Source organism: Micrococcus sp. HG099 (assembly GCF_024723355.1).
GTDB classification, from domain to species: Bacteria; Actinomycetota; Actinomycetes; order Actinomycetales; family Micrococcaceae; genus Micrococcus; species Micrococcus endophyticus.
This window is the reverse complement of the sequence record NZ_JANQCJ010000081.1, coordinates 1-10,550: the sequence shown is the minus strand read 5'-3', so window position 1 is coordinate 10,550 and position 10,550 is coordinate 1. Positions and strand designations below refer to the sequence as shown.

Genomic DNA, 10,550 nt, shown 5'->3' with positions numbered 1-10,550 from the left:
TCCCCGGGGAGCGACCCGTCGGCCCGGACGACGCGCCACCACGGCGTGCCGGGGGCGGACTCGGCCATGGCCCGGCCGGCCTGGCGCGGTCCGCCGACGCCCAGCAGCCCGGCCAGGCCCCCGTAGCTGACCGCCCGCCCGGCCGGGACGAGCCGGGCCACGGCCTCGAGCCCCTCCCCCAGGGTCAGCGGGCCGTCCGGGACGGGACGGGGGTCGGCGGGCGGCGTCGTCACGGTCCCATCCTGCCCGGGACGGCGGGGCCGGGCGGTGCGCCGCGTGCCGTGTCCGGACCGGCGGGTAGCGTGAGCCCCGTGAATTGGCATCAGAGCATCCGCGCCGGCTTCGACCTCGAGACCACGGGGCGCGACCCGCGTTCCGCCCTGATCGTGACCGCCACCCTGGTGATGGTGGACGCGCAGGGCCGGGCCACGGCCTCGGCCGAGTGGCTCCTGGATCCGGGCGTGCCCATCCCCGCGGAGGCGGCGGAGGTCCACGGCGTGACCACCGAGCGCGCCCAGGCCGAGGGCATGCCCGCCGCGCAGGGCGTCACGGAGATCACCGAGACCCTGCGCGACCTGTTCGCCGCGGGCATCCCGGTGGTCGCGTTCAACGGCGTGTACGACTTCACCGTGATGGACCGGGAAGCGCGGCGGCACGGCCTGGCCCCGCTCGAGGCGCGCCCGGTGATCGACCCGTTCGTGCTGGACAAGCAGGTGGACCGGTTCCGCAAGGGCAAGCGCACCCTCTCGGCCGTCTCCGAGCACTACGGCGTCACCCTGGAGAACGCCCACACCTCGGCGGCGGACGCCCTGGCCGCCGTACAGGTGGCCGACGCCCTCGCCGAGCGGCACGAGCAGCTGCGCGTGGACCCGGCGGAGCTGCACGAGCGGCAGGTGCGCTGGAAGGCCGAGCAGGCCGAGAGCTTCGAGGAGTACCTGCGCCGCAAGGACCCCCAGGCCACGGTCTCCCGGGACTGGCCGGTCGAGTCCGGCCGCTGACGGGACGCCGACGAGACGCCGTCCCCCGCCGAACGCACGGACGGCCCCGACGTCGATCCCGGCGGGCGGGACCGGCGGCGGGGCCGTCGGGCGGGGCGTGCGCGGGCTCGGGCCCCCGGTGGTTCAGCCCTGCGGCGTGGCGGCCGCGGCGGCCTTCGCGGCGGCCGGCAGCGCGTCGAGCACCCGCTGCACCGCCGCGTCGTCGTGCGCCGCGGAGACGAACCAGGCCTCGAACACGGACGGGGGCAGGTACACGCCGGACTCCAGCATGGACTGGAAGAAGGGCGCGTAGCGGAAGGCCTCCTGGGCCTGCGCGTCCCGGTAGTCCCGCACGCCGGTCCCGGAGGTGCCGAAGGCCACGGAGAACAGGGTGCCGGCGCGCTGGATCGAGTGGTCCACGCCCTCGGCGTCCAGGGCCGCCACGAGGCCCTCGCGGACCGCGTCGGAGGCGCGCTGCACGGCGGCGTAGACGGCGTCATCGGCCCGGGAGAGGGTGGCGTGGCCGGCGGCCATGGCCACCGGGTTCCCGGAGAGGGTGCCCGCCTGGTAGACGGGGCCCAGCGGGGCCAGGTGGTTCATGATCTCCGCGGAGCCGGCGAGCGCGGCCGCGGGCATGCCGCCCCCGATCACCTTGCCGAAGCACCAGATGTCCGGCGTCCAGCCGTCCACCTGGCCGGACAGGCCCCAGCCGCCCGTGGCGGTGGCGCGGAAGCCGGTGAGGACCTCGTCCCAGATGAGCAGGGCGCCGTGGCGGGCGGTGATCTTGCGCAGGAACGCGTTGAAGCCCTCGGCGGGCTCCACGACGCCCATGTTGCAGGGCACGGCTTCGGTGATGAGGGCCGCGATGCGCTCGCCGTGCTCGGCGAACACGGCCTCGAGGGCGTCGCGGTCGTTGTAGTCCACCACGAGGGTCTCGGAGGCGGCCGCCTCGGTGACGCCCGCGGAGCCGGGCAGGGCGGCGGTGGCCACGCCGGAGCCGGCGGCGGCGAGCAGCCCGTCCGAGTGGCCGTGGTAGCAGCCGGCGAACTTCACGATGAGGTTGCGCCCCGTCACGCCGCGCGCCAGGCGCAGCGCGGTCATGGTGGCCTCGGTGCCCGTGGACACGAAGCGCACGCGCTCCACCGGGACCTTGGTGGCGATCAGCTCGGCGAGCGCCGTCTCCTCGAGGGTGGAGGTGCCGAAGCCGAGGCCGCGGTCGACGGCGGCGTGGACGGCGTCCGTCACCTCGGGGTGGCCGTGGCCCAGCAGCATGGGTCCCCACGAGCAGACGAGGTCCACGTACTCGCGGCCCTCGACGTCGGTCAGGTAGGGCCCGCGGGCGCCGGCCATGAACCGGGGCGTGCCGCCCACGGAGCCGAAGGCGCGCACGGGCGAGTCGACGCCGCCGGGGATGACAGCCTGGGCCGCGGCGAAGGCGGCGGCGTTGGTGGTGCGGGTGGACGTGGTCACAGGGACCCCTCCTTCATCCAGCGGCCGAGCTCGGTCGCCCAGTAGGTCAGCACGGTGTCGGCGCCGGCGCGCCGGATGGAGAGCACGGACTCCACGATGGAGGCCTTCCGGTCGATCCAGCCGTTCGCGGCGGCGGCCTCGATCATCGCGTACTCCCCCGAGATCTGGTACGCCGAGACGGGCACGTCGGCCAGCTCGGCGACGTCCCGGACGATGTCCAGGTAGCTCATGGCGGGCTTGACCATCACCATGTCCGCGCCCTCCTCCAGGTCCAGGGCGACCTCGTGCAGCGCCTCGGTCCGGTTGGCGGCGTCCATCTGGTAGGTCTTGCGGTCGCCTGTGAGCTGGGAGTCGACGGCGTCCCGGAACGGGCCGTAGAACGCCGAGGAGTACTTGGCCGCGTAGGCGAGGATGCCCGTGTCCACGTGGCCGGCGGCGTCGAGGGCCTCGCGGATGACGCGGACCTGGCCGTCCATCATCCCGGAGGGGCCGAGCACGTCCGCGCCGGCCTCGGCCTGGGCCACGCCCATCTGTGCGTAGATCTCCAGAGTGGCGTCGTTGTCCACGGCGCCGTCCTCGGTGAGCACGCCGCAGTGGCCGTGGTCCGTGAACTCGTCCAGGCACAGGTCGGACATCACCACGAGGGCGTCGCCCACCTCGGACTTCACGTCCCGGATCGCCTGGTTCAGCACGCCCTCGGGGTCCAGGGAGGTGCTCCCGACGGCGTCGCGCGTCTCCGGCACGCCGAACAGCATGATCCCGCCCAGGCCCAGCTCGGCGGCCTCGGCGGCAGCGGCCTTGAGGGTGTCCGAGGTGTGCTGCACGACGCCGGGCATCGACGCGATGGCGATCGGCTCGGGCGCGCCCTCCTTGATGAAGGCCGGGAGGATCAGCTCGGCCGGGTGCAGGCGCGTCTCGGCCACGAGACGGCGCATCGCGGCGGACCGGCGCAGACGCCGGGGACGGTGCAGCGGGAAGGACATGACGGGGTCACACGCTCCTGGTTCGGGGACCCGTCCAGTCTAGGCGCGGAGGCTGATCGCTCCCCGGGCGTGGCTCGGCCGCTCCACGAGTCCGCTCTACGAGGCCGTGCGCCGGGTACAGTCGTGGCGCCCCGTCCGCCGTCGAGAGGCCCGTGATGCCCCCGCGCCTGCGCCCCGGTCAGACCCTGCTGCTGGCCTCGCTCGTGTTCGGCCTGTTCTTCGGCGCCGGCAACCTGATCTTCCCCGCGTCCCTGGGCCGGGACGCGGGCGCCGCGGTCACGCCGGCCACGCTCGGCTTCCTCGTCACGGCAGTGGGGCTGCCGGTCCTGGGCATCGTCGCCTCGGCGGTGACGGGGGCGCGCTCCGTCCGTGAGATGACGGCGCCCGTCTCCCGGCGCTTCGCCGTGGCGTTCACGTGCCTGCTGTACCTGACGATCGGCCCCCTCTTCGCCATCCCCCGCACCGCCACGGTGTCCTATGAGATCGGTGTCGCGCCCCTGGCGGGTGACGGCAGCCTGCGGCTGCTCGGCTTCACCGCGGCGTTCTTCGCGGTCGCCGCGGTCGCGGCGTTCCGTCCGGGCCGGCTCATGGAGTGGGTGGGGCGGTACCTGACCCCGGCGTTCCTGGTCCTGCTCGGCGCCCTGGTGGCGGCCGCCGTCGTCACCCCGATGAGCACGGGCGCCCTGCCCTCGCCCGCACCCGCCTACGCCGACGGGGCGCTCGTGCGGGGCCTGCTGGACGGCTACACCACGATGGACGCGCTCGCCTCACTCGCCTTCGCGGTCGTGATCGTCGACGCCGCCCGGCGCCTGGGCGTGACGGGTCCGCGCCGCATGGCGGTGGAGCTGGGCAAGGCGGGGCTGCTCGGCGGCGCGGCGATGGCGGTGGTCTACGCCTCGCTGGCGTACATCGGCGCCACGAGCCACGGTGCGTTCGCGCAGGCCGCGAACGGCGGCGACGTCCTCGCCCGCACCGCCAGCCACTTCTTCGGCACGGCGGGCGCGTACCTCATCGCGGCCATCGTCTTCGTCGCGTGCCTGAAGACCTGCATCGGACTGATCGTGGCGTGCGCCGAGATGTTCGCGGAGATGTTCCCCGGGTCCTACCGGCTGTGGGCGGGCCTCTTCCTCGTGGTGTCCTTCGCGCTCGCCAACCTGGGCCTGGAGGCCATCATCGCCTGGTCCGTCCCGGTGCTGATGCTCCTCTACCCGATCGCCGTCGTCGTCATCCTGCTCGGCCTCGCCTGGGCCTGGGTGCGGGACCGCCCGGCGGTGGCCCGCTGGGTGGTCGCCTGCACGGGGCTCGCCGCCGTCTTCGACCTGCTGGGCGCCCTGCCGGAGGCGCTCGGAACGACGGCCCCCGTCACCGCCCTGACGGGCCTGGCCGGTCGGGTGCTGCCCGGCTACGCGGTCGGCTTCGGCTGGGTGGTCCCGGCGCTCGTCGGGCTGGTCGTCGGCACGGTGGCCGCCGCCTCGCGGCCCCGCCCGCGCCGCGGCGAGCGGGAGGCGACCCCGGTCACCGCCGGCCACGGGCGCACCGCCGCCGACTAGGGTGGGACACATGCCCGAACCCACCCCCGCATCCCTGCGCATCGCCGTCCTGATGGACAGCGACAACGTCTCCCCCAAGTTCGCCCCCCTGATCCTCGAGGAGCTCGCCACCTACGGCACCCCCACGATCAAGCGCGCGTACGGCGACTGGACCACGACCAACCTGAACGGCTGGAAGAAGGCGCTGAACCACCACGCGATCCAGCCGGTCCAGCAGTTCGCCTACACCGTGGGCAAGAACTCCTCGGACTCCGCGCTCATCATCGACGCGATGGACCTGCTCTGGATGGGCAACGTGGACGCGTTCGCCCTGGTCTCCTCCGACTCCGACTTCACGCGCCTGGCCACCCGCCTGCGCGAGGGCGGCAAGCGGGTGATCGGCCTGGGCGCCCGCAAGACCCCCGCCTCGCTGCGCAACGCCGTGGACCAGTTCATCTACCTCGAGCTGCTCGGCACCGCCACGGACCACGACGTCGACGACGACGAGACCGGGGAGGACGCCCCCGCCAAGGAGGAGAACGCCAAGGCGTCCGAGGGCTCCGGCCGCTCGGGGTCCCGCCGCGGCGGTCGAGGCCGCGGTCGCGGGTCCAAGACCACCGACGCCACCGACACCGCGGACGCCGACGTCGCGGACGTCGAGGCCCCCGCCGCCGACGCGGCGCCCGCCGGGGACGCCGCCACCGGCAAGGACGGGAAGGGCCCGGAGGCGAAGTCCGGAGCCGGCCGTCGGGGCCGCCGTGCGTCGTCGTCGGACGTCACCGAGGACCCGACCCCGCCCGAGGTGCCGGTCGAGGCCGAGCCCGAGCACGACGAGGCCGACGCCGCCCCGCGCATCGACCTGCAGGCCGCGCTCACCAAGGCCGTCAACGCCACGAGCACCGACGACGGCTGGGCCACGCTGTCCCTGATCGGCCAGCACCTGAGCCGCACCCACGTGGACTTCGACCCGCGCGACTTCGGGCACTCCAAGCTCTCCACCCTCGTGGAGGACCAGCCGTACCTGCGCACCCGCACCGAGGGCCGGACCATGGAGGTCTCGCTGGTCCGCCGCCGCAGCCGCCGCGCCGAGGGCTGAGCGCCGCGGCCCGTCGTCCCCCGCGGCCGGCGGGCCGGTCCACCGGCCGTTCACCCGCCGGCCACCCGGCCACCACGCCCGCCCGGTAGGCTCCCCGCCATGGGGAACACGCTGGACTTCCTGCGCGGGGTCGACCGCCTGCACGCCTTCTACACGGAGAACGTGCGCATGCTCGCCCACGCCTACGACCTCACGGACGAGGAGGCCTCGCAGCTGCTGTCCAACACGGGGTTCAACAACGTGGCCGTCGCCATCCTCCGCGAGCCCCGGGTGGACCTGATGGCCTCCGCCACCGGCGTGCCGCAGGACGAGAGGCACGACGCCGGCCCCGCGCCGACGGAGGACGACGCGACCGACCCGGACGGCGACCGCCCCGACTGAGCCTCGCCTCGCGTGCGGCCGGGCGGCTCAGGCCGCAGCGCGCAGCACGGCCAGCACTCCGGCCGCGTCCGGCGTGGGGGCCGTCCCGAGCAGGGGCAGACCCCGCCGCGCACACGTGTCACGGGTCGGCGCGCCGATCGCCACGAGGCGCACCCGCTCCCCCACCAGCGGCGTCAGCCCCGCGGCCACGAACTCCTCCGCCGCGGAGGAGCTGGTGAGCACCACGGCGGTCCCCGCCGCGACCGCGGCCAGCCGCGCGGGCGTCACGACGTCCCCCCGGCCCTCGTCCGCCGCCGCGTCGAGCAGCCGCCTGCCGGCCTGCGCCGGATACGGCACCGTCCGGTAGGCGAGCCCGGTCCGCACGTCCCAGCCCGCCGCGCGCAGGCCGTCGGCGAGGCGGGGCCGGGCCCGATCGGACTGGGGCAGCCACGCACGGGCGCCGCGGGGGTGCAGGGCGGCGAGTCCGGCGATCAGGCCCTCGGCGGAGCGGTCCTCCGGCGGCAGCCACGGCGCCGCGTCGCAGCCCGCCTCGGTCAGCACGCGTGCCGTGCCCGGTCCGGTGACCGCGATCCGCGCGCCCGCCGGGACATGGCCGTCCCAGCCGACGGCCCTGAGCGCCCGGACGGTGTTGGGGCTCGTCACCACGAGCCAGCGGGGCCCGCCCGAGCGCCCCGGCCCGGCCGCATCACCGTCGGCCCCCGCCCAGTCCGCGAGCAGCGCGCGCAGCGGGCCGTCGTCGTCGGGCAGCGCGAAGTCGGTCAGCGGCAGGAAGCCGACCAGCAGCCGCCGCCCCGCCACCTCGGCGCCGGCGAGACCGGCCTCGAGGTCGCCGGCCTGGGCCGGCTGGCGGGTGAGCAGGACGCGCATCTCAGGCCGGGTCGTCGGGCTGCGGGGCGCCGTCGCCCCGGTCCAGCCCGCGCACGGTGCCCGGCAGCAGGTCGGCGCCCTCGGCCACGAACTGCTCGGCCACGTGGACGCCGAGCGCCTCGGCGGCCACGAACAGGGTGTCCTCGAGCCACTCGTCGGCGGCCGCGGGGTCCGCGGCCAGGTCCTCGGGGACAGGGTCGAGCTGCACGGAGGAGGTCCGTCGGAGCACGCGCGAGCCGTCCACGGCGGCCACCATGGCGGTCATCTCGATGCGCGGGGCGCCGGCCTCGCCGTCCACCACGCGTGCCACCGCGCCGATCGGGGCGGCGCAGCCGGCCTCCAGGCGGCGCAGCAGGGCGCGCTCGGCCGTCACGGCCACGTGCGTGGCGCGGTCGTCCACGAGCTCGAGCCCGGCGCGCAGGCGGCCCACCGGGGCGTCCGGCTCCAGCAGGGCCGCGCCGAGGAAGGACTCGTCCTCGGCGCGGACCTCCACGGCCAGGGCGCCCTGGCCGGGGGCCGGGACCATCACGTCCGGGTCGATCCGCTCGGTGATCACGTGGTCCAGGCCGAGGCGGTCCAGGCCGGCGCACGCGAGGATCACGGCGTCCAGGTCCCCCCGCGGGGAGCCGGCGGCGGCGGGGGCGCCGTCGTCGTGCTGCTCGAGCCCGGGCACGCGCGCCAGGCGCGTCTGCACGTTGCCGCGGATGTCCACGAGCTCCAGGTCCGGGCGCAGGGCCTTGAGCTGGGCCACGCGGCGCGGCGAGCCCGTGCCCACGCGGGCGCCCTCGGGCAGCGTGGCCAGGGTGAGGCCGTCGCGGGCGCACAGGGCGTCGCGCAGGTCGGCCCGCTCGGGCACCGCGGCGATCTCGAGGGTGTCCGGCTGGGCCGCCGGCAGGTCCTTGAGGGAGTGCACCGCGAGGTCCACGGCCCCGTCGAGGATCGCCGCGCGCAGGGCCGAGGCGAACACGCCGGTCCCGCCGAGGGAGGCGAGCGAGCCGGTGGTCACGTCCCCCTCCGTGCGGATCACCACGAGCTCGTGCTCGAGCCCTGCGCGCTCGGCCAGGGCCTGGGCCACGTGCGTGGTCTGGGTGGTGGCCAGGGCCGAGCCCCGCGTGCCGATGCGCAGCGTGGTCATGGTCCTCAGCGCTCCTCGGTGCGGCCGGCCGGCGCGGTGCCGGCCTCGTGCTCGGCCAGGCCGCGCACGTCCGCGTCCACGGCGGAGGTGGTCGGGCGCACGGTGCCGTCGCGCATCACCTTGGTGCAGCAGTCCGGCCGGCACACGTCGTACCAGGCCGGGAAGCAGCCGGCCGCGGCGCGGCCCTCGCGCCGGCCCAGCCGCTCCTCCACGATGTCCACGAGCCCGGAGACGAACCGCGGGTCGGTGCCCGGGGTGGGGCTGCGCCGGAACCCCACTCCGAGGTCGGCGGCGGTCTGCCGGGCCTCGGTGTCGAGGTCCCAGAGGACCTCCATGTGGTCCGAGACGAAGCCCAGGGGCACGACGACGAAGCCCGCCACGGCACGACCCTGCGCGTCCGTCTCGGCGTCCTCGCCCGCGAGGTGCTCCATCGCGTCGTTGATGTCCGGCTCGAGCCACGGCACCGAGGGCGGGCCGGAGCGCGACTGGTACACGAGCGACCACGGCACGTCCGCGGCCTCGGGCACGCCGGCGAGGATCTCACGGGCCACGTCGAGGTGCTGCGCCGAGTACACATCCGCGCCCTCCTCGCCCGGCTCGGCGCCGGCCTGGGCGCGCAGGTCGGCGGCGAGGCCGCGCGGGCCGGCGGCGGCGGCGTCGGAGGTGGGGATGGAGTGCGTGGCGAAGAGCACGTGGATCCGCGCGTCGTCCCCCAGCTCCTCGCGCAGGGACGCGAGGTCGGCGCGCAGGCCGTCCCGGAACGGCTCGATGAAGCCGGGGTGGTTGAAGTACTGGCGCGTCTTGTCCAGGTCCACCTTCCCGGTCAGGCCGGTCTGCTCCATGGCCATGCCCATGTCCTCGCGGTACTGGCGGCACGACGAGTAGCAGGAGTACGCGGAGGTGGTGACCGTCAGGATGCGGCGGTGCCCGTCGGCGTGCATCCGCTCGAGGGTGTCCGGGAAGTAGGGCTCCCAGTTGCGGTTGCCCCAGTACACGGGCAGGTCCAGGCCGCGGGCGGCCAGCTCGTCCTCGATGGCCGCCTTCAGCGCGCGGTTCTGCGCGTTGATGGGGCTGACGCCGCCGTTGGCACGGTAGTGGGTGGCGACCTCCTCGAGGCGCTCGTCCGGGATGCCGCGCCCGCGCGTGACGTTGCGCAGGAACGGGATCACGTCGTCCTGGCCCTCGGGCCCGCCGAAGGAGGCGAGCAGGAGGGCGTCGTAGTCCTTGGGGGCCATCACGCCGCACACGTCGAAGTCGACGCCGGCGGCGGCCTTCTCGGGGGCGCGCAGGGTCGGGGCGACGCCGGCGTCCGGGCCGGTGTGGACGGGCGCGTCGGCGCGGGGCTCGGGGGCGGCGGTCATCAGGCCAGCACCTCCAGCAGGTCGGCGGTCTCCACGAGGCGGCCCGTGTAGAACGGGACCTCCTCGCGCACGTAGAGGCGGGTCTCGTTGTTGCGCAGGTGGCGCATCATGTCCACGAGGTCCTTGAGCTCGGGGGCCTCGAGGCCCAGCAGCCACTCCCAGTCGTTGAGGCCGAAGGCGCTGGTGGTGTTGGCCCACACCTGCGGGAACTCCTGGCCGAGCTGCCCGTGCTCGCGCAGCATGCGGGCGCGCTCCTTGGGCTCCATGACGTACCAGTCGTAGGAGCGCACGAACGGGTAGAAGCACAGCCACGGCAGGGCCTTGCGGCCCATCGCGAAGGCGGGGATGTGGTCCTTGTTGAACTCGGCGAGCCGGTCGGCGCCCATCGCGGAGAGCACCATGGTGGTGCGCTCGAGCAGGCGGGTGCGGCGCAGGCGGCGGATGGCGGCCTGCAGGTCCTCGGGCACCTGGCCGTACATCCAGACCATCACGTCGCCGGCCTCGCGCATGCCGGAGACGTCGTACACGCCGCGGACGGTGACGCCGGCCTCGGCGAGGTCCGCCACGAGGGCGTCGAACTCCCGGACGGCCTTCTTGGCGTCGCGGCCCTCGAGGCCGAGCCAGCCCGGCTGGCCCTGGGGGCGGGCGAACACGGTGTAGGTGGTGAACCAGTCCTTGCCGGCCTCGGCGGGGGTGGTGGTGGTGTCCTTGGTCATGGTCCTCTTCCTCGGGATACGGGGGCGTGAAGGGG

11 protein-coding genes are annotated in these 10,550 nt (G+C 75.3%); 4 read left to right on the top strand and 7 right to left on the bottom strand.

Annotated elements, in window-relative coordinates; all coding sequences use genetic code 11:
* On the bottom strand, window positions 1-233 hold a 233-nt coding region (locus NWP10_RS08035; protein ID WP_258300499.1), incomplete at its 3' end, for an MGMT family protein.
* A 78-nt stretch (window positions 234-311) separates the two neighbouring features.
* On the opposite strand from NWP10_RS08035, the gene NWP10_RS08030 reads away from it, so the two are divergent.
* Complete coding sequence (locus tag NWP10_RS08030; protein ID WP_184170318.1) at window positions 312-998, top strand: 3'-5' exonuclease; 687 nt, start codon at window positions 312-314, stop codon at window positions 996-998.
* 123 nt (window positions 999-1,121) lie between these two features.
* On the opposite strand, the gene hemL is transcribed toward NWP10_RS08030, so the two are convergent.
* A complete protein-coding gene (hemL, locus tag NWP10_RS08025) occupies window positions 1,122-2,447 on the bottom strand; it encodes a glutamate-1-semialdehyde 2,1-aminomutase (RefSeq protein WP_258300498.1) in 1,326 nt (441 codons plus the stop codon).
* Window positions 2,444-3,430, bottom strand: a complete 987-nt coding sequence (hemB, locus tag NWP10_RS08020; protein WP_158492801.1) for a porphobilinogen synthase — start codon at window positions 3,428-3,430, stop codon at window positions 2,444-2,446. The genes hemL and hemB overlap by 4 nt, the downstream gene beginning before the upstream one ends.
* A gap of 155 nt (window positions 3,431-3,585) precedes the next feature.
* On the opposite strand from hemB, the gene brnQ reads away from it, so the two are divergent.
* The 3 genes from brnQ to NWP10_RS08005 all read left to right on the top strand — a co-directional run bounded on the left by brnQ (window position 3,586) and on the right by NWP10_RS08005 (window position 6,436).
* Window positions 3,586-4,980 (top strand): branched-chain amino acid transport system II carrier protein, encoded by a 1,395-nt coding sequence (gene brnQ / locus NWP10_RS08015; protein ID WP_258300497.1) that lies wholly within the window; start codon window positions 3,586-3,588, stop codon window positions 4,978-4,980.
* Between the two features lie 10 nt (window positions 4,981-4,990).
* Window positions 4,991-6,055, top strand: a complete 1,065-nt coding sequence (locus tag NWP10_RS08010; RefSeq protein ID WP_258300496.1) for an NYN domain-containing protein — start codon at window positions 4,991-4,993, stop codon at window positions 6,053-6,055.
* Between the two features lie 99 nt (window positions 6,056-6,154).
* On the top strand, window positions 6,155-6,436 hold the full coding sequence (locus tag NWP10_RS08005) for a hypothetical protein (RefSeq protein WP_184170305.1): 282 nt from the start codon (window positions 6,155-6,157) through the stop codon (window positions 6,434-6,436).
* A gap of 27 nt (window positions 6,437-6,463) precedes the next feature.
* Here the strand turns inward: NWP10_RS08005 and NWP10_RS08000 are convergent, their stop codons facing one another.
* Genes NWP10_RS08000 through hemQ form a run of 4 tightly spaced genes read right to left on the bottom strand, consistent with a single transcriptional unit; the run spans window position 6,464 to window position 10,515 of the window.
* On the bottom strand, window positions 6,464-7,303 hold the full coding sequence (locus tag NWP10_RS08000) for a uroporphyrinogen-III synthase (protein WP_258300494.1): 840 nt from the start codon (window positions 7,301-7,303) through the stop codon (window positions 6,464-6,466).
* Between the two features lies 1 nt (window position 7,304).
* Window positions 7,305-8,438: a hydroxymethylbilane synthase gene (hemC, locus tag NWP10_RS07995; RefSeq protein WP_258300493.1), complete on the bottom strand. Its 1,134-nt coding sequence runs from the start codon at window positions 8,436-8,438 to the stop codon at window positions 7,305-7,307.
* A 5-nt stretch (window positions 8,439-8,443) separates the two neighbouring features.
* The gene (locus NWP10_RS07990) at window positions 8,444-9,799 is read right to left on the bottom strand and encodes a ferrochelatase (protein ID WP_258300492.1); all 1,356 of its coding nucleotides are present in this window, start codon (window positions 9,797-9,799) and stop codon (window positions 8,444-8,446) included.
* On the bottom strand, window positions 9,799-10,515 hold the full coding sequence (gene hemQ, locus NWP10_RS07985; RefSeq protein WP_184170292.1) for a hydrogen peroxide-dependent heme synthase: 717 nt from the start codon (window positions 10,513-10,515) through the stop codon (window positions 9,799-9,801). The genes NWP10_RS07990 and hemQ overlap by 1 nt, the downstream gene beginning before the upstream one ends.
* Window positions 10,516-10,550 lie beyond the last annotated feature (35 nt).